Here is a 21195-nt window from a genome sequence, read left to right as displayed (position 1 = left end):
TCCTAACGCCCTTGTAAAAAGGCGAAAATTCCCAGCAAAATTCCCACCGAGAGCAAAATCACAATGACCAAACCTGCCGGAATCCCTACTGCGCTACCCGAAGCACCGGCATCGGTAAAGGTTGGCACCACCAGCGAGGGGGCTGGGGTAAACGTTGGCAGACGGGTCGGTTGGGGTGTAAACACAAACTGGGCCGCCAGGGTAGGATCAATGGTTGGTGTAATCTGCGGGGTCACTGTGGGAGGCGGTTCAACTACCGGCAATTCAAACCCTGGTGTCACATCCACACGCGGGGCATAGACCCATCCCACGCCTCCCGGAACCCCTGGATATTCGATCATAATCCATTCTCCGCCCGGCGAACGTCCTTTGGCGGGTACCTTTTGCCCCAATAATAGAACCCCGATCCGTGGGTAAACACCTCCTGGGCCTGAACGCACATTGACAAAATCTTCACCTAAACCGGGTTTGACCGTAACCATGGGGCCGCTCGGCGTGCTGGTTACGGTCGGAATATCTACAGTAGGAATTTGTGCCTGTACGCTCAAACCGGAAAAAGCGGGTTGAAAAAACATCACCCCTGCGATAATCAGGGTTATCAGTGCCCAAAAATGTTTTACTCTCATGCAATTCCTCTTTAAACCTGACTCCAAATTGATCTGTGTCCGATTATAATCAATTCAATCATGGAACAGCGGGTTTACTATGGAGAAATTACCCCTCAAGACATCGCCGAAGCCTTGAGAATACGCTTTGATCGAGGCGGTTATCGTGTGTACCAGATTGGCGATGGCCCCAAAATCGCATTGCAAATCACCACCCGCGAAGACTCGCGATCGGGAGGCCAAACGGCTATCGGTGTTACCCTTGAAAGGATCGCCAAGGGTGTGATCGTTCAGGTGGGTAAACAAGCCATATGGGATGTGGCGGCCAGTTTGGGGGTTACGGTACTCAGCCTGCTGCGCAATCCCTGGCGATTGCTAGAACGCATTGATGATTTGGCTCAAGACATTGAATCTTTGCAATTAACGCAAGAAATCTGGGAAACGATTGAAGCCACCGCACATTTTCATCGTGCCAGCGAGCAGATCAGCCAAGCCCTTAGCCGCCTTGTCTGCGAATACTGTCGAACGCCTAATCCACCCGAAAACACTCATTGCGTAGCCTGTGGTGCTCCTTTACCAGCGACCTTCTCACCCCCATGATTCAATTGTGAGGCTGGCTACTCTCTCCCCCAGGCCGCTGTATGCCCTCAACGTCGAGCACATTCTGAATTATGCAATTTAGACCAAATTACGCCATGCTCGACCATCTTGACGGATAAAATCATCCGCCCCCGGAGGCCCCCATGTTCCCGACTCATAAACCGGGAGATTGCGCACCGGGTATTCCTGCCATGCTTTTAGAATCTCCGAAGTAAATGCCCATTGGGCTAGCACTTCATCGGAACGGGTGAATAATGTTGCATCACCCAGAAGAGCATCTAAAAGCAATCGCTCGTAGGCTTCGGGGGGATGCACTCCAAACGTTTCTTGATAACTGAACTCCAATTTAACCGGTGTGATTTGGTTGACCGGCCCAGGTGCCTTTGCACCGAACTCCAGCGCAATACCCTCATTGGGTTGAAGGCGCAGCACCAGTGCATTCGGGGCCTCGCCAGCAACATTATGCCAGTTAAACAGCGAAAGCGGCATTTGGCGGAACTGGATCACAATTTCCGTGCACCGCACCGGAAGGCGTTTACCTGAACGCAGATAAAACGGTACACCCGCCCAGCGCCAATTATCAACAAAAAGACGTACCGCTAAATACGTTTCCGTGATCGAATTCGCAGGCACCCCTGGTTCATCTTTGTAGCCCGGCACACGCTGACCCTCAATAAACCCAGAGACATACTGAGCCCGGAATGTATTCGCCAACGCCTCTTTTCCACGCAAGGGGCGCAAGGCTTTCAGCACCTTGACCTTTTCATCCCGCACCGCGTCGGCATTGAATGCCCAGGGGGCTTCCATGGCCGTTAGGGTCAACAACTGCAATAAATGATTTTGAAACATATCACGGATTACACCAGCACGATCATAGTAACCCGCACGGGTACCTATACCATCTGTTTCGGCAACGGTGATTTGGACATGATCCACGTACTTGTGATTCCATAGAGGCTCAAAAATAGCGTTGGCAAAGCGCAACACCAGGATATTTTGGACGGTTTCTTTTCCCAAATAATGGTCAATCCGATAGACTTGTTTTTCGGAGAAAACGTTATGTACCTCCGCCTCCAACGCCTGTGCCGACTCAAGATCATTGCCGTAAGGCTTTTCAATGACAATGCGTGTCCAACCATTACCCCGTTTGTTCAAACGTGCTTCACCGATACGCCGCACAATCGTCACATATTCTTCGGGGGGAGTAGCCAAATAATATAAAACATGATCTATTCGTAATGATTTGAGAAGCGCTGCCAAACGGTGATACCCTTCGAGATCTTCGAATGTCGAGCGGATATAATAAGCATTTGCCATTAGACGTTCTAGCGCTGGCTGGCTAATCGGCTGGGTACGCGCATAGGACACAACCGCCTCACGCAGTGTTTCACGCAAAAACTCATCCGACCAATCCCGGCGGGCAAAACCAAGGATGTATAGCGGCTGAGGTAAACGGCCACTTAAAGCCAGTTCATAAAGCGCCGGGATTAACTTCCGTCGGGTTAGGTCGCCAGTTACCCCAAAAACGACAAAGGCAATGGCTCCGCTAGTAGGCTCTTCATTGCGTGCAGGTTTCATTATTACCTCCAAAACATTGCATGTCTCATCCTCAGAAAATAATCGGGCTATTATAATGAGATTAACTATATAAACCCAAATTATAGTGCAAAGATTGACAATGTCGAGCCACATTCACCACTCTATTACCGATATTCCCGGAATTCTAGTAGGACATGCCCATGACAAAGAAGCACTGACCGGCTGCACCGTCATTCTCTGTCCCAAAGGGGCAACTGCAGGGGTTGACCAACGCGGCGGCGCGCCAGGCACACGTGAAACAGATTTACTCCACCCGGTGCATTTGGTCGAAAAAGTGCACGCCATAGTGTTGGCGGGAGGTTCAGCATTTGGCTTAGACGCCGCCAGTGGCGTGATGCGCTACTTGGAAGAACGCCAAATCGGTTTCGATGTCGGTGTAACCCGCGTCCCTATTGTCCCCGCCGCCATTCTTTTTGACTTAGATGTGGGTAACCCCAAAGTCCGCCCGGATGCAGCCATGGGATACCAAGCCTGCTTGAATGCTACGACACCAAATACAGCCCAAGGGAACGTAGGGGCCGGTATGGGCGCCACCGTTGGAAAAATTTTGGGTATTCGGCAAGCCATGAAATCCGGCTTGGGTACAGCCAGCGTCGAGATAGGACGCGGCGTTATCGTCGGAGCTATCGTTGCCGTTAACGCTTTGGGCGACGTGATCAACCCCGCAAACGGTCAAATTCTTGCTGGTGCCCGCCCACTTTATATCGGCCCAAAACGCATTGGTGAAACCGAAACATTTGCCAATACGCTACATGTGATGCGCAGCCTGGTTGGTCGAACTGCATTTCAGTTTGCCACGCGTCAAAACACCGTCATCGGGGTCGTTGCCACGAATGCGCGCTTGAATAAAGAGCAGGTTACTCGAGTGGCCCAAATGGCTCAGGATGGACTTGCCCAAACCATTCGGCCCGCCCATACCATGTTTGATGGGGATACGATTTTTGCCCTTGCCACCGGGGAGCGTAATGCCGATGTTAATATTATAGGTGCCTTCGCAGCCCAAGTTGTGGCCGAAGCCATCCTAAACGCAGTACGATATGCCGAGCCCGCCGCAGGATTACCCTCCGCAGCATCACTCCAAGCATAGGAGAGCGTCCTATGGAAATTTATCAGCCTCACCCTGAACTTCACCCGCTAATTGCTCAGCGTCGTTCCTCACGACTGATGGACTCACAGCGTCCAATCGAACCCTGGAAGGTTCAATTAATGCTGGAAGCTGCACGGTCTGCTCCTTCTAGCAACAATTTGCAACCCTGGCGCTACCTCATCTTTGATGAACGCAATCCAGAAGCACTCAATAAAGCACGCGAATGCCTAACCCCCGGAAATCAGAAATGGGCTAATCACGCCCCCTTATTAATCCTCGCAGTTGCTGAGGAAATCCGACCTGATGGGCGCCCCAACCCGAAAGCCCTCCACGACTTAGGCATGGCTAACGAAAATCTTATCCTCCAGGCTATTGCCCTAGGTTTGAACATTCGACCCATGGGAGGTTTTGACGCCGAAAAAGCGCGTAATTACTTCAACATTCCCCCCGGTTATACCCCGGTGGTAATGTTGGCCGTGGGATATCCGGCCGAAGATACGGATGGGTTCCCTGCGGATATCCTGGAAAAGGAACATTCTCCCCGCCTGCGTCTGCCGCTTTCCTCTATTGCATTCCTCACCTCATGGGACAACCCGTATCCGACCTCAGTATTTACCGCCACAACGCATCCCATTCCTCCAACTTCTCCATCCAATTGAAGGGTTTACCATATGGCAATCTACACCGCGCTCATTTCTCCGCAGGATGTTCTATCCAACCTACACCGCCAAGATTGGGTTATTGTAGATTGTCGCTTTGACCTGATGCAACCAGATTGGGGATTTCTTTCTTATCAGGAAGGTCATATCCCCGGGGCGGTTTATGCCGATTTGGATCGTGACCTTTCAGGACCTCGCACTCCCCTGACCGGACGCCATCCGCTACCGGATCCGGATGTATTTTGCCGACGGCTCAGCCAGTGGGGAATTGATCCTACCAAACAAGTCGTGGTCTATGATACGGTTGGCGGGGCTTTTGCCGCTCGGTTGTGGTGGTTATTGCGATTCTTCTATCACGAGGCAGTAGCCATCCTGGATGGTGGTTTCGATCATTGGGTACGTCAAGGGTTCCCGGTTGAAAAAGGCGTACACACCAACTCACCGTCCATTTTCCGTGCTCAACCGAAGCCGTCCTTTTTTGTCACTACTGCCGAGATTGAACAACACCTCCAACAACCTCGCTTTTTACTCATTGATGCGCGAGCCCCCGAACGTTATCGCGGTGAAACTGAACCCATTGATCCAGTTGCCGGTCACATCCCCGGTGCCGTTAACCGCTTTCACCAAAACAACCTGAACCCAGATGGCACCTTCAAATCTCCTGTGACACTACGAGAAGAATTCACTGCACTGCTTGGCAGCACACCCCCTGAGCAGGTAGTCGTTTACTGCGGTTCTGGGGTAACCTCATGCCACCACATACTGGCAATGGAAATTGCAGGGCTGCATGGGGCTCGCCTGTACGTCGGTTCGTGGAGCGAATGGATTCGCGACCCCAACCGTCCTATCGCTTTTGGAACAGAATAAGCCCCGGAATGGACGGGGCTTATTCGCAAATACTAGAACGGTTACACCGGTCACACGCCAAACCCACGATTCAACCGTTCCAGAGTCTCCTTTGGTGGACGCAAGCGATCTTGGCTCAAGCGGTTAAGCGGTTCTTCCGGTAAATCATAAGCATCAAACATAGTGGGTGCATCAGGATTCACATAAATAATCCCGGTGATCAACCAATTGTTCTGTTTTGCCTCCTCTAGAACCCGCAAGGCTTCAAACAGATTGGTGGGATCATAATCATGATCCAATTTCTTTAAGATAACAATTGAACCATCATGGAGTTGAACCTCACGAACGGTTCCTTCCTCAAAATCTTCAATATAAATTTCATCGCGCGGTGGAACAAAGGTAATATCATGCAACGGCATTTCGTGATCTTTGCCCCACGCGTATGAGTGAAGTGAATCTTCCTGGTTATGGAAGGTAACGCAAGGACTGATAATGTCAATAACGGCTATACCGCGATGGCTAAACGCCGCTTTGAGAATCTCCTTAACCTGTTTAGGGTCACCCGCAAAAGAACGTGCAACAAAAGTCGCATTAGCAACCAGCGCTTCCAGGCAAATATCTATCGGCATATAAGGGTTCGTTCCCTGGCGTTTGAGGGTTAAGCCCTTCTCGGCAGTAGCCGAAAACTGCCCTTTGGTCAACCCGTAGACACCGTTATTTTCGACAATGTAAACCATGGGGAGATTGCGACGCACTAAATGTTTGAATTGCCCCATACCAATGCTGGCGGTATCACCATCGCCACTTACCCCAATTCCCTTCAACGTGGTATCGGCAAAAAGTGCGCCTAACGCTAAAGAAGGCATTCGTCCATGCAAACCATTAAAACCGAAGGACCGGTTCAAGAAATAAGTAGGGCTTTTGCTCGAGCAACCAATACCACTAAACTTCACCACCTTTTCCGGTACAACGTCCAGTTCAAACATGGTGCTGATAATTTGGTTAGCAATGGCATTATGCCCACATCCCTGACACAAGGTGCTGGGCAATCCACGATAATCCGAACGGCTTAGTCCAACTCGATTGACCTGAACTTTTGGTGAAGATACCTCTTGAGTGATCATTGCAAACCCTCCATCACCGCAATCCGTTCCGTTACCCACCGCGCCGTTAGAGGTAGGCCATCAACATGGGCCACCGGGCGCAACTTTGTGGCATATTCAGGATAATTCATCGCCAGCAATTGGCGCATTTGTCCATCGCGGTTTAGTTCAACGACATAAATGTGCGAATGGTCTCGTAAGAACTCAGCCGTTTCATCGGTAAAGGGCAAGGCGCGCAAACGCAGAAAGTCCGTAGCCAACCCTTTTTCAGCGAGTAAATCACGCGCCTCTTGAATAGCCGGTTCCGTCGAACCATAGGCGATGATTCCGATTTCGGCACCCGGATAAGTGTGAAGCACCGGTTTCGGCACTAAATTTCGCGCGTTTTCCATCTTTCGCGCAATCCGGTTCAGAACACGTTCCCACACCTCGGGCTCTTCGCTGTAGCGCGCAAACTCATCGTGGCCAGTGCCACGGGCAAAGTAAGCACTGCGAGGATGAGTATTGCCCGGTAAGGTACGATACGGGATTCCATCTCCATCTACATCCAGGTACCGTCCCCATTGCCCCTGGTGTTCGTTTAAGAACCGCTCCAGATCCTCCTCCCATAGCACCTTGCCGCGATCCATCGGCAAATTCGGGTACTCAAAAGGTTGACCAATATGCATGTTCATGCCCAGGTCCAGATCCGAAAGCACCAGTACCGGCGTCTGCAAACGTTCGGCGATATCGAAAGCCCGCCATCCCATTTCAAAGCATTCATTAACATTACCGGGCAACAAAATCACGTATTGTGTGTCCCCGTGACCGAGAAAATAGGCAAAGGTTAAATCACCCTGCGCGGTGCGTGTGGGGAGACCAGTACTCGGGCCAACCCGTTGGATATCCCAAATCACCACTGGAACTTCAGCGTAGTAGGCCAATCCCAGGTATTCTGCCATCAGACTGAAGCCGGGCCCCGAAGTTGAAGCCATTGCTCGTAACCCCGCCCACCCGGCTCCGATGGCCATCCCTGCTGCCGCCAATTCGTCCTCGGCTTGAATGATGGCAAACGTATGCTTACCCGAGACCGGATCTTTGCGCAACTCGGGAGCATACTCACCTAACGCTTCGGCAAAAGATGAAGCCGGGGTGATCGGATACCAAGCAGCCAATTGAAAACCACCGTAAATTGCCCCTAAAGCCCCAGCAGTATTCCCGTCAATCAGGATCCGATCCTCCGGTGCAGGCATAGGTTCCACGCGATAGGGATCGCGTTTTTCCAGGTTACCTGCGGCCCAATCTGCCGCCGCCTTGATGATCGCCCAATTCGAATCAATGGCCTTCTGTTTACCTTTGAAGTGGACCGCTAGTGCTCGTTGAATGGCCCCCAAATCAATATTCAGCATTTGGGCCACTACACCCACGTATACCATGTTGGCGACATAGTCGCGCATATTCGCCGGTACATCCGCCTGGCGCACAATTTGTTTGACCGGCATTGGGTAAACCACGATATCCTCACGGGGTATGGCCATTTTGATGCTATCGTCGTAAAAAAGAACCCCGCCGGGTACGAGGTAATTCAGGTCTTGCAAAAAGGTGGCGGGGTTCATGGCGACAATCACATCGTCCGTCTCTATCCGTCCTAGATACCCCTTACGGCTGAGGCGGATGGAATACCAAGTTGGCAAGCCCTGAATGTTGGAAGGGAAGATATTCTTTCCCGAAACTGGAATGCCCATCGTGAACAGGGCACGTAGCAAAATCCCGTTCGCCGTTGCGCTTCCCGAGCCATTAATCGTGGCTACTGTGATACAAAAATCATTGATGATGGTAGATCGGGCCTCGTGCTCTTTTAAGGGGGAAGAAATTTGAGGGGAAGTCATAGGTTACCTCGTCCGAAGAAACCTCACTCAAAGCGTTGGAATGGCATGGGTTTGCTCCGCTGATGGATCAAACCCATATGCTCAATTAATGCCTCATAGCCTGCCTGATAGTTACGCTGGCACACACTCTCCACCATCTTTCGGTGGTAATTCCAAACCCGTTCTAGATATGCCAAATCGGCATACAGATCCAAACCTGAAGCCTCGTAGAGTTCCCAGTAGGCCTCCAAGATGCCCTCAACAAACGGATTATTCAGTCGGCGATAAATGGTAAGGTGTAACTCGCGATGTTCCGGGTGCGGAATCTGGATGGGATTGGCTTGGAGTTTTTGGAATGCTCGCTCGATCAAACGAGAGAGATTTTCACAATCCTCCTCATTAAGACGGCTGGTGGCTTCAAACCAATAAGCGGCTTCGATATGGTTGCGCAAATCGGAAAAAGCACTAAAATACTCGGGATTAAGGGCAAGAGCGTAAGCCAGGCTCTGAACAACGGTCGGTCGAAACGAGTAGGGCAAACGACGAATGCCGGTGCGTGGCTTCACCTCTACCAAACCCAAAGCCCGTGCCACTTCTAGTTGTTCCCTCAAGACCGAGATACTAATGCCGAGATGAGCGCTTAATTCGGTTAAGGAGGGTAAGTGCTCATTTTCTTGACAGGCTTCAGTAGCCAGGTAACGCAGAAACTCCGAGAGGTGATGGTTTGTTACACGTTCTAGAAGCACCGCACACCTCAATCATTCTGATTAATCTGATTATTCATCATAATCAGTATAACACGTTCAAAATATCGGCGTCAAGCCGTTCAGCGGGTGATTCCTTGACAACTCGCCCCAAATCTTTATACTTACCCCCAATGCAGACCTAAAAGGAGACCCAACCATGAAGTACGATTATCAGGAAACATCCCGTGATCTATTAACCCGGATTGATATCCACACCCGCTACGGCAGTCGTGACATTGACCAGTGGATGCTCGAAGTGTTGCCGCTGAAAAAGGGTGACCGCATCCTCGATGTAGGCTGTGGCGCCGGTAAACAGTGTTTTGTTTTTTACAGACATTTGGAAGGTAACGCCGAAATTATCGGTGGTGATGTCAACGAGGAACTTCTCACCCAAGCCCGCCAGGAGAATCAGAAACGCGGGACAACTATTCAGTTCTCATACTTGGACTTCAACCGTCATTTCCCTTACCCGGATAACAACTTTGACGTGCTCTCATGCTGTTTCGCCATTTATTACGCCGAGGACATTCCTTTCACAATTTCCGAAATGCACCGCGTCCTAAAACCTGGTGGTCATCTCTTCACCACCGGGCCTATGCCCAACAACAAACAACTTTTCTATGACATTATTAAAGAGGCCACCCAGAAGCCTATTCCTCCTATGCCCGGTAGTTCCCGCTATGCCTCAGAGATTTACTCCACCATACAGCGTCAGTTCTCTAAAGTTGAACTTTTTATCTTCGAGAATCCTTTGACCTTTGAAACCGTTGAGCCTTTCCTTGAATATACACGGGCTTCGCTTTCCGAGGATCGCCGCCTATGGAAAGGGCTTTTTGAGGGCAAAGATGATTTTCAGCGTGTTATGGACCAGATCGCCCAGGTTGCTTCTCGCCGCTTAGAGCAAGAGGGCAAATTGGTCATGACCAAAGTTGTAGGTGGAATTCTTGCCACAAAGTAGCGCCTATGGGACAAGACATGTATTTCTACGGTCGCCGGGTGTGCTTCATTGGTGCACACCCTGATGATATTGAACTGGGCTGTGGTGCCTTAATTGCCCACATTGTGAATCAAACCGAGATCCTGTGTGTAACACTCTCGGATAATCAAAAAAATCCCGAACTCAAGAATCTGGTTGAGGAGCACTACCGAAGTATGGCTGTGCTTGGGGTGCCTAAGGATCGTGTCATCCTGGGCCAATTTGAAACCCGACGGTTTCCTCACGCGCGACAGGAGATTTTGGAATATCTGATCCAAATCAACCGAACATTTCAACCCGATCTGGTTTTTGTGCACACCAAAGCCGATATCCATCAAGACCACGCCACCGTAACCGAGGAAGCCTTACGAGCCTTTCGAGGCACAACTGTGCTGGGCTTCGATGTTATTCGCTCTAGTTACGGATTCTTCCCCAGTTTCTTGGTCGAGGTTACCGAGGAAGACGTCGAAAAGAAAATCGCGGCTTTGGCAGAGTATAAGACTTACTCGAATCGCTACTACTTTGATCCCAAAATCACGCGGGCTACCCTCATTCGCAACGGTGCTATCTGTGAACGCCCATATGCGGAAGGATTTGACATCCTGCGTATTGTGGGCGCATTTCGCTGTAGCGACTCATAATGGCTTGCATGGGAAATTTCCCACTGATAAAAAGCGATTGCCATTGGGCAATCGCTTTTTATCATAAAGTCCATTTCAGTGTTCTTTCAGGCTCGTTTAATCCCGATGAAAACGTCATTGCCCTCGATGCGAACGGGATAAACCGGAATATCCACCACTGCGGGCAAAGTAAGCGCTTTACCCGTTCGCAAGTCAAACCGGGCACCGTGGCGGGGGCAGATAATTTGATAACCATCAATCTCACCATCGCCAAGTGGGCCTTCATCATGCGTACACACATCGCCAACAGCGAAAAATGTACCGGCTAAATTAATAATGACAATCGGTTCATTATTGATCTCAAGAAATAAGCGCTCTCCCACCGGAATCTCATCCCGTGTGGCCACTTTTAGAAAAACATAGTCCTCATTACTCATTGCTTTCTATAGCTCCTCATCACCAATTTTTATCCCAGATTGACCCAAACCATATACACCGGCTTTCAATACTTTAAGTGGCAATAGAGCACACTTAATTCGAACCGGACCCAATTCTTCAAACCCCAAGAGATTTAATACATCCTGGCGTCCTAAACCTTTAATATCGTCGAGGTGCTTACCAATGATCGCTTCCATAAGTAAATCTGCCGCAGCCTGCGAAATCGCACAACCGTGACCACTAAAAGCCGCTTCGGTAATCGTGCCATCCTCCGCTACACGCAAATCAATGCGGATGTGATCCCCACAGAGAGGATTTTCATCCTCATAAGAAATATCATGCGGATCTAATTGGCCTCGATGATGAGGCATTTTATACCGTTCGATAATCAGTTCACGATAAAGGTCATCCATGAAAATTCTAGATGCCTGCCTTTCAGCCAAAAATAGTTTGTACCTTTTGCAACGCCTCGACCAAACGATCCACTTCGTCAAAGGTGTTATAAAGATAAAACGAAGCCCGTGTTGTTGCCGCAACCCCTAATTTTTCATGTAGCGGCATCGCACAGTGATGTCCAGCCCTCACGGCAATCCCCTCCCGATCAAGAATTTGGGCTACATCATGGGGATGCACACCTTCAATAGAAAAGGACACCACCCCCCCTCTATGTTCAGCAGGTGGGCCAAAAACCTTCAATCCCGGAATAGTCGCAAGACGCTCTAGTGCATAAGCAACCAGCTCATGCTCATAAGCGGCAATGGCTTCCATGCCCACATTTTCCAGGTAATCAATTGCGGCTGCAAAGCCAACCGCCTCTGCAATCGCAGGTGTTCCGGCCTCAAATTTATAGGGAATTTCGTTTGGGACAAATGACCTCAACTGAACTTTCTTGATCATGTCCCCGCCCCCTAAAAACGGAGGCATATGTTCAAGCAAATCTTCTCGAGCATACAGAACTCCAATACCGGTAGGGCCCAACATCTTGTGCGCCGAGAAGGCTAAGAAATCAACTCCTAACGCCTGCACATCTACGCGCAAGTGGGGTACAGATTGAGCCCCATCTAAAAGCACCATTGCTCCTGCCTGATGCGCTAGTTCTATCATTTGGGTAACCGGATTTATGGTACCCAACACGTTTGACATATGTGTAAAGGCCACTAACCGAGGACGCTGTTCCAATAACTGCTGATAGGCTATTAAGTCGAGGTAACCATCATCCGTTACCGGCACAAACTCTAAACGGAGACCCTTTTCAGCCCCCAGGATTTGCCAAGGGACAAGATTGGAATGATGCTCCATCTCGGTAAGTACAATGAGATCGCCAGGGTGTAATTGGCTTCGTCCCCACGAATAGGCAACCAGGTTGATTGCTTCGGTGGTATTGCGGGTAAAAACAATTTCCCGCGTCTTGCGGGCATTAATAAAACGGGCTACGCGCTGGCGGGCCGCTTCATACAGCGCGGTAGCCTCCTCGCCTAAGGTATGCACTCCACGATGAATGTTGGCATTCGACCAACGATAATATTTATCCATGGCTTCAATCACGGCCAGCGGCTTTTGAGCCGTCGCCGTGGAGTCGAGATAAACCAATTTAACCCCCGGACGAACTTCCCGTTGGAGTATCGGGAAATCCGCCCGAATCTTTTCAACACTAATAACCTTTAAATGGTTAGCACGCATGTAAATATCACGCTCCATAACTACCTCGCCGGATTCATCCCTTAGGCTAATTCGAGCCCACTGGTTCGACCCGAGACGAGGAACGTTTTTGGGGTACACGGATATGCGGCGAATTGACTGGGAACCATAAAATATGATCAGGCACCATCCAACCGTCGGTCAGGTAGACGTTGGTGCGGAACTGCACCGCAACCATTTTCGAGTCCACCTGCACCACAATTCCCTTCACCCAGCCGCGTACCCGCTGACCGTTTTTCTCGTGATCGCAATAGACTTCCACCACATCGCCTACATCAAAGCCCTTTTCCGGCTCAGGTGGACGCATATAAGGTACACCTGCCATATCCACCTCCAATACGCATGATCTTGGAACAAACATCATATAATTTTAGCACATCTATAGTTAGAATCGAACGTGCCCTATCGAGTAACCCTATAATAAATGGTGTAAATCCCCCGGATTGTTCTGAAATCATTGCCAGAGCAACCCAGGGGAAAGGTCAAGGATGTTCAGCCTTTAAAGTTTAACATCTTTCGTTGAATCGCCTCTTGGAAGCGCGCCCGTACACCCTCAAACGGAATGCGCTGCATGATCGGGTCAAAGAATCCCTCAACGATTAACCGCTTTGCCTCCACATCAGGGATACCGCGGGTACGCAGATAAAAAATCTGCTCAGGATCAATTTTGCCCACTGTGGCCCCGTGTGTGCAGCGCACATCGTCTGCCAATATCTCCAGGCCGGGAATGGAGTCCGCCCGCGCCTGACGACTGAGCACTAGATTACGGTTGGCCTGGTAACCATCGGTTTTGAAGGCCCCTGGTGCAACGTAGATCATCCCTTGCCAAACGACCCGACTTCGATCCAGCAACGCCCCTTTGAATAACAAATCGCTGGTTGTATGGGGTGCCAGATGGTTCTGCTGGGAGTCATAATCGAGGTGCTGATCGCCATCGGTGAAGTAAAATCCCGACATACGACCACTGCTTCCTTCACCCACCAGATCCAACTCGGCAAAATTCTTGGTCAAATGCCCTCCCATGGCACCGAAGACCCAGTCCACATTACCTTGGCGGCCAACGCGGACCCGCTCGTGGGTAAAGTTCCAGACATGCTCACCCCAGGATTGCAATTCAACGAATCGCAGGGACGCGCCTTCCCCCACAAACACTTCAACTAACCCGGCGTGAAGCGTTTGCCCACCGGTTTCGGTTGGTGAAGCATATTCGTGAACATACGTCACCGAAGCGCCTTCTTCTAACCATACGACTACGTGGGATATATGGGCTAAACCTATTCCCGGCCCCCACAGCAAACTGTGAAGTGGTTGTTCAATAACAACCCCCTTCGGTACATAGAGGAACACTCCGGTCTGCGCCAGTGCAGATGCCAACGCTGCAAACTTACCTTCTTCCGGGGAAACGATTTTCCCTAATCGGGTTTCTAATAGTTCTGCGTAATTCTGTTCCGCTGTGCGCAAATCGGTGAAAACCACACCTTGAGCACGAAGGTTTTCATCCAGAGTAGTTCGCGCTCCACCGGGCAATAGAATTACCTGACCGGCATGAGCCTCCCCTGCCAAAGGGCTTAGCAAACTCTCATCTAGTGGAGCAAGATCTAGATAGGCATCCGTTTCAGGTAGACGAAAAAGATCGGCCTGAAGCCCGCTGATATCGGTACGTCGCCAAGCCTCATCCTTGGGATCAGGCATGGGCAAATTTTCAAAGAGATTCCAAGCCCGCTCACGAAAAGCTTGAATACCCGAACTCAGGCCGTCCACCCGAATCATGGACCGTTGAAAGGAAAAGGTCTTAACCGGCGCTTGTGATTCGCGCCGCCGACCTCGAATGACAATCTCAGGGGTTTCCTTCGTCATAGCCTCCACATCCTCTTCTATCCAATATCTTCGATGTACAATGATTAACCAATCGAGCCTTCCATCTGCAATTGGATAAGCCGATTCATTTCAACTGCGTATTCCATAGGCAGTTCTTTGACCAACGGCTCGATAAACCCAGAAACCACCATGGTTGTCGCCTCTTCTTCGCTCAGACCGCGGCTCATCAGGTAGAATAGTTGTTCCTCGCCCACTTTTGAGACCGAAGCCTCATGACCGATGGTTACGTCCTCTTCGTCAATCTCAATATACGGATAGGTATCTGATCGCGACTTCGGATCTAACAACAAAGCATCACAGACAACATTCGAACGGGCATCGTAGGCGCCTTTGTGCACCTTCAAGAGGCCGCGATAGGACGCCCGTCCGCCGCCCTTACTGATGGACTTTGAGGTGATCTTGCTACTGGTGTGCGGCGCGAAATGAATCACCTTACCGCCCGCATCTTGCCACTGACCAGGCCCAGCAAATGCCATAGAAAGGATTTCACCATGGGCTCCCGGACCCATCAAATAGCACGATGGGTATTTCATGGTGATTTTTGAGCCCAAGTTGCAGTCCACCCACTCCATGGTCCCCTCTTCTTCCACAATAGCCCGCTGAGTGACCAGGTTATACACATTGGTAGACCAATTTTGGATGGTGGTGTAACGCACTCGAGCCCCTTTCTTGACCACAATTTCGATCACACCGCTGTGGAACGAATCGGTTGAGTAGATAGGCGCCGTGCATCCCTCAACATAGTGCACCTGCGCACCTTCGTCTGCAATGATCAGAGTACGTTCGAATTGGCCAATGTTGGCCACATTCAAGCGAAAGTAGGCTTGCAAGGGCAGATCAACCTTGACACCCTTGGGCACATAGACGAACGACCCCCCTGACCACACCGCGCTATTAAGCGCCGCGAATTTGTTATCCTCAATCGGGATCACTTTACCGAAATATTCACGGAACAGATCGGGGTAATGACGCAAGCCATCCTCAATGCTAACAAAGATCACCCCTTGCTTGGCCAGGTGTTCCTGGATGCTGTGATAGACCATCTCGGACTCATATTGAGCGCCCAAGCCAGCCAGAAACCGCCGTTCCGCCTCAGGAATACCTAATCGCTCAAAGGTTTCTTTGATCGGGTCAGGGATGTCATCCCAAGAACGCCCCTCTTTATCCGTGGGCTTGACATAATAGTAAATATCATCCAGGTTAAGCCCAGAAAGGTCAGCCCCCCACATAGGCATAGGGCGCTTGCGGAAATGCTCCAGAGCCCGTAAACGGAACTCAAGCATCCATTGGGGCTCACCCTTCATCCAGGAAATCTGCTTTACAACCTCCTCATCAAGCCCTTTGCGAACCTTGAACACCGACACATCTGGAGCGGCGAAACCATAACGGTACTCACCTAATTGCTCCAGGAATTCTTCCTGCTGAGGTTTTGCTACCATTTTGCCCTCCGCTCAAACTCACCACTAATCATCGGGGTTACGCCAGAACCGAATCGCCTTCCAATTTCTCGCGCACCCAACTGTAACCTTTTTCCTCAAGGTGCAAGGCTAAGTCAGGGCCACCGGTTTCAACAATCCGGCCATCCATCATCACATGAACCACATCCGGTTTGATGTAATTCAAGATGCGTTGGTAATGAGTGATGACCAACACTCCCAGATTGGGCCCCCTCAAGGCATTGACACCCTGGGCAACGATGCGCAGCGCGTCAATATCAAGCCCCGAGTCTGTCTCGTCCAGAATAGCAATCTCGGGTTGCAAGACCGCCATCTGTAAAATTTCAGCACGCTTCTTTTCACCGCCGGAGAAACCATCATTCAAATATCGTCCCCCAAAGGACGGATCCATATTGAGCAAAGCCATCTTCTCTTTCAGCAATTTACGGAATTCGGTAATTGGGATACCTTTATCTTCCGGGTTGTGGGCGCGGCGTTGGGCATTGAGCGCGGTTCGCAGGAAATTAGCCACAGTTACCCCCGGAATGGACACCGGATATTGAAAAGCCAAGAAGATACCCAAATGAGCTCGTTCATCCGGTTCCAGTTCTAAAATATTCTGACCTTTAAACCATACTTCGCCCTCAACAACCTCGTAGCCCGGGTGCCCCATCAGGGTATAAGCCAGAGTAGATTTCCCGGTACCATTGGGTCCCATAATCGCATGCACCTCACCCTTGGGTAAGGTCAGGTTAACTCCCTTTAGAATCTCCTTACCCTCCACACGCACTTTTAGGTTGCGAATCACTAATGCGTCGGTCATGAATTTCGTTACCTCCTAGGAAATATACCTCTTTGGATCAAGTTGAGCGCATTATAGCATGTTTTTGTGATCTGGTCAATATTTATGATAATATTCTAATATATTGACAATTTGATTGACCTTTGTTATACTTTCATCAGAAATCATGGGCCTTCATACTTGTGGCTTCTAACGGGAATAATTAATGAACACAAAAAGCACCCGCGAACGCATCCTACAAACGTTACTTGCTAACCCTCGCTGTACCATTAACGAACTGGCTCAGGCGGTTGGGATCAGCCCAATATCGGTTCGCCACCATTTGAACTCATTACTTGCCGAGGGTTTGGTAGCCAGCGAGGAGGAACGGCATGGTGTCGGGCGTCCGCGATTGGTTTACTACCTGACCGAGGCGGGTTTGGAACGCTTTCCCACCCGTTACGTTCGTTTGACAACACGGCTCTTAAACCAACTAAAAGGCACCCTTTCCCCACAGGTTATGAGCGAAATATTTGCCCAAATCGGTGAGGAAATCGCCACAGGCTACCAAGCCGTTGTAGAAAAGATGAGCACTGAAGAACGATTAGAATTTTTGCGTAAAATCCTCGCCGAGGAAGGTTTTTTAGTTGAGTGGGAAAAAGATGGTGATACGTATCGTATCCGAGAGGTTAACTGCCCCTATTACTACTTAAGTCAGCAATATCCTGAAGTCTGCTCGGTTGACCAATCCTTAATCTCAACGTTGCTGGCTCACCCTGCTGACAAAGTCACGTGTATCGTTCAAAAAGACCAACGTTGTGTCTACATCATAAAATCGGAGAAAGAACATGGAAAATCCCTCTCAACCCGGAACGAATCGTCCCGTGTGGGACGCTGAAGCCACCCATCCTGAAGCCTGCAATAAATTACGTGATGCACTGCGCGAGATTATTGACCCCGAAATCGGTCTAAATGTTATTCAATTGGGGTTGATTCGTAATGTTCGGATCGAACCCGACCAAGTGATGATTCGCATGATCTTAACGACACCCTTCTGCCCCTATGGCCCCGCTTTGATCGAAATGACTCGCCAAAAAGCCGAAGAAGCATTAGGGCTTCCCACCTTCATTGAACTCGGCATGGAAATGTGGGACTTCTCCATGATGGAAGAAGGGATTGACTTAGGGTGGGGTCTTTATTGATCCTGGCCACGCTGTTGCTTAAGATATGCCATCCCCTTGGCAAAAAGAGATGGCAATTTCATGGCTAATGTGCTGTTCCCCCTAAAATCAAGGCGCCCCATCATATAAGCACTTAAGGGATTCAGCCGACCATGCAGCATTTCCAACAGGTCGCGGGCTTCTGCTGTAAAAACAAGGTCCGCACCTGCAACCTGTCCTTCGTTCACTTCACATTGGCCTTCCTGAATGCGAATAACCCAATCGCCGGGCTCGTCACCAGTAACATGCAACTGAACAACAGCGCGAACATCCTGGGCGTTTTCCGGGGAGAAAGCTCGAGGGAGATTCAGCATTATATCGCGAATTGTAATCTCATCCATAGGCCCTCCTTTTGTTTCACGTTCTCACCACTATTCGGATTATAGCCCCATCTATACGGTACTCCGGTGCGTAACCCATTTGCCTGAGTGCGCTTTCAATATTTTCACCATAAACAAAATGGCTATTCATTCCCATCACGCGCTCAAAAAGAGCAATGAGTTTAACCAAGGGGTGATGATAATTCGGCTCTTCAATCATCAGCACGCCGCCAAAGGCCAATATACGCAACAGCTCCTCCAGGGCTCTTCTTTGGTCCGCGAGATGATGAAAGGTATCTACCATCAAAATTCGGTCAAAGGTATGGGCTTGAAAGGGTAGAAATTCAGCTTGGGCCCGCACTGGTAAAAGAGCGGGTTTAAGCCTCGCCTGACGTAACATTCCCATAGATAAATCCAAAACTATAACCCTTCGAGCAACAGCCACCAATGAGGAAGTAACCCGCCCCGTTCCCCCTCCCACATCCAACAACCAACCCGATGTAGGCAATTGTAAAAGACGTTCAATCTCTTCCCGAGGGGGTGGCTTGAAGATTTTTTCATACCATGGCGCTAGCCATTCAAAATGGACATTTTCCCTCATGCCTCTTTATTGTACTTGCAAATGAATATTTTTTAACCGCTTGACGAAATAGAACGTATATTCTATAATTGCAAAAAACAGGATCATTTGGAGGTGAGTAAAGATGACCCTCTTGACTCACACGATTAACACTTGGTTCGAAAGCCTTCCCACCGTATTTCACCGCCACCGAGGGATTTTCTTTGGGGTTTTGCTGTTGGTGGCGCTGATAGGTTTTGAACTATTTAACTACAGCACTACTTTTGTAGCGTTGCATGATCTCTTAGGTGACCTTTCTTTTGGGCCACTTTCCTGGGCAATGATCCTCGCCGTCGCTTTCTGCAGCATTGACTTCGCCGGCATCGCCCGTTTGTTTCTCCCAGATGACGACGTTGCTCAGAATCGGGGTATCTGGTTCCTCTTCGGTGCTTGGCTACTGGCGGCAACCATGAATGCCGTTCTAACTTGGTGGAGCGTCTCACTGGCTTTGGTTGAACATACTCCCCGTGCTAGTGCATTCATTAACGCTGATCTGCTGATCCAGGTGGTGCCGTTGTTTATTGCCATCTTGGTTTGGGTAACCCGGATCCTCCTCATTGGCACACTCACGCTCGCTGGCCAGCGTCTCTTGGCAAGTCAACCGTCATTCCCCAAGCCAATACACCCCCAGGTAGGTTCTCGTGCACATGAGCGCATGCCCAATGCAAACACTCAACGTACTGCGGTACCAATAACCTCAAGCGCATCTTTTCGATATAAGCCCCCGGTTCAGGCCACACCGTCACACCGCGAACCTGTTTATGTGGATGAAGATGCTCAGGTTGAGTCTACCTCCTCAACCGGTGCTCGTTTTCTGTGATTTTGGCGGGCCAGCACAGCCTCCAAAGCCTGGTTTACATCGGGAAAGACCTGCGCCCCTTGCTCCACCAAGGCTTGAATTTTAGCGGGCTGGCGTGAGATCCCCCAGGCGTGAAGATCAACCCAACAACCCAACTTGCCTAAAAATTGGGTTGATCGCCGGCTTGCCTGGATGCCAATAGGCGAATCCTCAAAAACATGCACCGTTAAACCAGAAGGTAACTGTGGAAACCGCGAGCGATATTTATCTACCAGCAGGTCCAGATAACTATTAGTGCCCCAGGACGGCTTGGCATAAACTTGGTATGCCCATAATAGCCCTATTAACGCATCACCACTTAGAGCCGCCATGATAGCCGCCAGGGCCTGGAAGGGCGAGGGCTTAAGCAATTGCTCCGCGTGGATTTCCAAATGCTCAGCAATGTAGGTCAGCGCACCATGGCCAACCACCGGTATCCCGTCCAGTTCGATTAATCCCACTGCGATTTCAGCCTCAGGACTATACCCCACTAGGCGGTTTGGGGAAGGTAAAGGAGAGCGGGAGGGTCGTGCAGTAATTACTGCACCCCAACTATTACCTCTCTTAAATACCTCAGTCAGAAGACCCTTCTCCACTAACGGACGATCCCAAGTTGCCAGGTAGGAATGCGTCATAAAAGGCGCTGCCATCTGATATGTGGACTCAAAAATCTCACTTCCTAAGACGCGTACCTGAAAATCTCGATTAGGGAGATGCCGTAAAATATCGCGGGTTGACGAGAACAACGTATCCAATAACGGGTGTCGGGATAAGCGCGGAAATCTCTCTTTCATCCACTCTTCTTCTTTTTTCAACCCCAAACCTTCAACTAATGGATAACCCGAAACCCGTTGCTTGCCCAATTCCATAAAAGCCCAATTGTATCTAGGCCGAGGTACTTCATTACGAGAGGCTTGGCTCATCACAGATATAGCCTGGTTCAAATCTTCAGGAAGCATGATCTCAGGATGACTATTCCACCAGGACTCAATAGTCAACGCCAATGAAAAAGGGATCATATCCCATTCACTGGTAACACCTTGCGCTTCTAATAACGCAATGTCCTCTTCATTTGGCGCAACATCGTGCGTTATCCCCATGCGGCCAGCCCAATCATTGATCGTATCTCTCAAAGCACGGCGGTAGCCCCCGGGTTGAATCAAAACCCCATCCAGGTCAAAAAGATAGATAGATAATTCCTCGTTCATCACAACTCTCCTCAACCCATTTTCCAACATAGACTATAATTAGCCCGAAATCCTCAGGGAGGGTGTTTTTA

General features: G+C 50.0%; 24 protein-coding genes. 9 read left to right on the top strand and 15 right to left on the bottom strand.

The features are described 5' to 3' along the window. Nucleotides 1-2 precede the first annotated feature (2 nt). Nucleotides 3-626 carry an SH3 domain-containing protein gene (locus tag QYE77_RS01040; RefSeq protein WP_315623405.1) on the bottom strand — a complete coding sequence of 208 codons (624 nt, stop codon included), beginning with the start codon at nt 624-626 and terminating at the stop codon, nt 3-5. A 60-nt stretch (nt 627-686) separates the two neighbouring features. Here QYE77_RS01040 and QYE77_RS01035 point away from each other — a divergent pair, with 60 nt between their 5' ends. Further along, entirely contained in the window at nt 687-1205 is a 519-nt protein-coding gene (locus QYE77_RS01035) for a zinc ribbon domain-containing protein (protein ID WP_315623403.1), read from the top strand. A 78-nt stretch (nt 1206-1283) separates the two neighbouring features. Here the strand turns inward: QYE77_RS01035 and zwf are convergent, their stop codons facing one another. Next, nucleotides 1284-2783, bottom strand: coding sequence for a glucose-6-phosphate dehydrogenase (gene zwf, locus QYE77_RS01030; protein WP_315623401.1), 1500 nt, complete (start codon nt 2781-2783; stop codon nt 1284-1286). Between the two features lie 100 nt (nt 2784-2883). Here zwf and QYE77_RS01025 point away from each other — a divergent pair, with 100 nt between their 5' ends. The 3 genes from QYE77_RS01025 to QYE77_RS01015 are packed head-to-tail and all read left to right on the top strand — an operon-like array spanning nt 2884 to nt 5417. Then, nucleotides 2884-3891, top strand: coding sequence for a P1 family peptidase (locus QYE77_RS01025; RefSeq protein WP_315623399.1), 1008 nt, complete (start codon nt 2884-2886; stop codon nt 3889-3891). 11 nt (nt 3892-3902) lie between these two features. Further along, nucleotides 3903-4550, top strand: coding sequence for a nitroreductase family protein (locus QYE77_RS01020; RefSeq protein WP_315623398.1), 648 nt, complete (start codon nt 3903-3905; stop codon nt 4548-4550). Nucleotides 4551-4562: 12 nt separating this feature from the next. After that, nucleotides 4563-5417, top strand: coding sequence for a sulfurtransferase (locus QYE77_RS01015; RefSeq protein WP_315623396.1), 855 nt, complete (start codon nt 4563-4565; stop codon nt 5415-5417). Between the two features lie 50 nt (nt 5418-5467). Here QYE77_RS01015 and QYE77_RS01010 read toward each other — a convergent pair whose 3' ends face one another. Genes QYE77_RS01010 through QYE77_RS01000 form a run of 3 tightly spaced genes read right to left on the bottom strand, consistent with a single transcriptional unit; the run spans nt 5468 to nt 9092 of the window. Then, nucleotides 5468-6520, bottom strand: coding sequence for a 2-oxoacid:ferredoxin oxidoreductase subunit beta (locus QYE77_RS01010; protein ID WP_399389110.1), 1053 nt, complete (start codon nt 6518-6520; stop codon nt 5468-5470). After that, entirely contained in the window at nt 6517-8367 is a 1851-nt protein-coding gene (locus QYE77_RS01005) for a 2-oxoacid:acceptor oxidoreductase subunit alpha (protein ID WP_315623392.1), read from the bottom strand. Before QYE77_RS01005 ends, QYE77_RS01010 begins: the two co-directional genes overlap by 4 nt. 23 nt (nt 8368-8390) lie before the next feature. Continuing rightward, nucleotides 8391-9092: a FadR/GntR family transcriptional regulator gene (locus QYE77_RS01000; protein ID WP_315623390.1), complete on the bottom strand. Its 702-nt coding sequence runs from the start codon at nt 9090-9092 to the stop codon at nt 8391-8393. A gap of 157 nt (nt 9093-9249) precedes the next feature. Between QYE77_RS01000 and QYE77_RS00995 the strand changes: the two genes are divergently transcribed. Beyond that, the gene (locus tag QYE77_RS00995) at nt 9250-10050 is read left to right on the top strand and encodes a class I SAM-dependent methyltransferase (protein WP_315623388.1); all 801 of its coding nucleotides are present in this window, start codon (nt 9250-9252) and stop codon (nt 10048-10050) included. Between the two features lie 5 nt (nt 10051-10055). Then, nucleotides 10056-10709: a PIG-L deacetylase family protein gene (locus tag QYE77_RS00990; protein WP_315623386.1), complete on the top strand. Its 654-nt coding sequence runs from the start codon at nt 10056-10058 to the stop codon at nt 10707-10709. Nucleotides 10710-10795: 86 nt separating this feature from the next. Here QYE77_RS00990 and QYE77_RS00985 read toward each other — a convergent pair whose 3' ends face one another. The 7 genes from QYE77_RS00985 to sufC all read right to left on the bottom strand — a co-directional run bounded on the left by QYE77_RS00985 (nt 10796) and on the right by sufC (nt 16961). After that, complete coding sequence (locus QYE77_RS00985; protein ID WP_315623384.1) at nt 10796-11125, bottom strand: non-heme iron oxygenase ferredoxin subunit; 330 nt, start codon at nt 11123-11125, stop codon at nt 10796-10798. A gap of 6 nt (nt 11126-11131) precedes the next feature. Continuing rightward, complete coding sequence (locus tag QYE77_RS00980; RefSeq protein ID WP_315623382.1) at nt 11132-11539, bottom strand: iron-sulfur cluster assembly scaffold protein; 408 nt, start codon at nt 11537-11539, stop codon at nt 11132-11134. Between the two features lie 22 nt (nt 11540-11561). Beyond that, complete coding sequence (locus QYE77_RS00975; protein ID WP_399389105.1) at nt 11562-12824, bottom strand: cysteine desulfurase; 1263 nt, start codon at nt 12822-12824, stop codon at nt 11562-11564. A 28-nt stretch (nt 12825-12852) separates the two neighbouring features. Continuing rightward, entirely contained in the window at nt 12853-13149 is a 297-nt protein-coding gene (locus QYE77_RS00970) for a hypothetical protein (protein ID WP_315623380.1), read from the bottom strand. A 167-nt stretch (nt 13150-13316) separates the two neighbouring features. Next, a complete protein-coding gene (sufD, locus tag QYE77_RS00965) occupies nt 13317-14681 on the bottom strand; it encodes a Fe-S cluster assembly protein SufD (RefSeq protein ID WP_315623378.1) in 1365 nt (454 codons plus the stop codon). Nucleotides 14682-14725: 44 nt separating this feature from the next. Then, the gene (sufB, locus tag QYE77_RS00960; RefSeq protein WP_315623376.1) at nt 14726-16141 is read right to left on the bottom strand and encodes a Fe-S cluster assembly protein SufB; all 1416 of its coding nucleotides are present in this window, start codon (nt 16139-16141) and stop codon (nt 14726-14728) included. Between the two features lie 37 nt (nt 16142-16178). Then, complete coding sequence (gene sufC, locus QYE77_RS00955) at nt 16179-16961, bottom strand: Fe-S cluster assembly ATPase SufC (protein ID WP_315623374.1); 783 nt, start codon at nt 16959-16961, stop codon at nt 16179-16181. 184 nt (nt 16962-17145) lie between these two features. On the opposite strand from sufC, the gene QYE77_RS00950 reads away from it, so the two are divergent. After that, nucleotides 17146-17817, top strand: a complete 672-nt coding sequence (locus tag QYE77_RS00950; protein WP_315623372.1) for a helix-turn-helix transcriptional regulator — start codon at nt 17146-17148, stop codon at nt 17815-17817. Continuing rightward, nucleotides 17768-18121 (top strand): metal-sulfur cluster assembly factor, encoded by a 354-nt coding sequence (locus tag QYE77_RS00945; protein WP_315623370.1) that lies wholly within the window; start codon nt 17768-17770, stop codon nt 18119-18121. The genes QYE77_RS00950 and QYE77_RS00945 overlap by 50 nt, the downstream gene beginning before the upstream one ends. Here the strand turns inward: QYE77_RS00945 and QYE77_RS00940 are convergent. Together QYE77_RS00940 and QYE77_RS00935 are read right to left on the bottom strand one after the other, a co-directional pair. Then, a complete protein-coding gene (locus QYE77_RS00940; RefSeq protein ID WP_315623368.1) occupies nt 18115-18480 on the bottom strand; it encodes an SCP2 sterol-binding domain-containing protein in 366 nt (121 codons plus the stop codon). The genes QYE77_RS00945 and QYE77_RS00940 overlap by 7 nt on opposite strands. 16 nt (nt 18481-18496) lie before the next feature. Further along, nucleotides 18497-19060, bottom strand: coding sequence for a class I SAM-dependent methyltransferase (locus QYE77_RS00935; protein WP_315623366.1), 564 nt, complete (start codon nt 19058-19060; stop codon nt 18497-18499). A gap of 103 nt (nt 19061-19163) precedes the next feature. Between QYE77_RS00935 and QYE77_RS00930 the strand changes: the two genes are divergently transcribed. Next, nucleotides 19164-19898, top strand: coding sequence for a hypothetical protein (locus QYE77_RS00930; protein ID WP_315623364.1), 735 nt, complete (start codon nt 19164-19166; stop codon nt 19896-19898). Here the strand turns inward: QYE77_RS00930 and QYE77_RS00925 are convergent. Then, complete coding sequence (locus QYE77_RS00925; RefSeq protein WP_315623362.1) at nt 19856-21124, bottom strand: hypothetical protein; 1269 nt, start codon at nt 21122-21124, stop codon at nt 19856-19858. The genes QYE77_RS00930 and QYE77_RS00925 overlap by 43 nt on opposite strands. Between the last annotated feature and the right edge of the window lie 71 nt (nt 21125-21195).

The sequence above is a fragment of the Thermanaerothrix solaris genome, from assembly GCF_032334255.1.
In the GTDB taxonomy this organism is placed as follows: Bacteria; Chloroflexota; Anaerolineae; order Anaerolineales; family Anaerolineaceae; genus Thermanaerothrix; species Thermanaerothrix solaris.
Note: the sequence above shows the minus strand (reverse complement) of the source record. Positions and strands in the feature narration are given on the sequence as shown.